General features: G+C 62.8%; 1 pseudogene. It reads left to right on the top strand.

Going from position 1 to position 274, the window contains the following annotated elements:
- Positions 1-274 (top strand): annotated as a pseudogene (locus SB764_RS40095) (hypothetical protein); the annotation flags it as partial.

The raw sequence follows: 274 nt of genomic DNA, 5'->3' as shown, positions 1-274 counted from the left end.
AGCACGGCGTGCGTCCCGTATTGATCGCCGGAGTGGTGGTGCTTGCGGTTGCCTCTGGAGCCCTGGGTATTTTGACGGTCTCGCTCTGGGTGCCCGTGGTGTTTTTGTTGACCGCGGTGATGGGGGTCCCGTACGGCATGGTGAGCACAGCTTCCAACCAAGGCCTGTACGTTTCGGCGCGGCCTGAGGAGAGGGGAGTGGCGGCCGGAATTTTCCAGACGTGCCGCTACCTCGGTGCGATCACGGCCACGGTTCTCATTGGCGTCCTGTATGG

Source organism: Paraburkholderia sp. SIMBA_027 (assembly GCF_046535315.1).
Lineage (GTDB): Bacteria > Pseudomonadota > Gammaproteobacteria > Burkholderiales > Burkholderiaceae > Paraburkholderia > Paraburkholderia tropica.
This window is presented reverse-complemented; position numbering and strand designations above follow the sequence as displayed.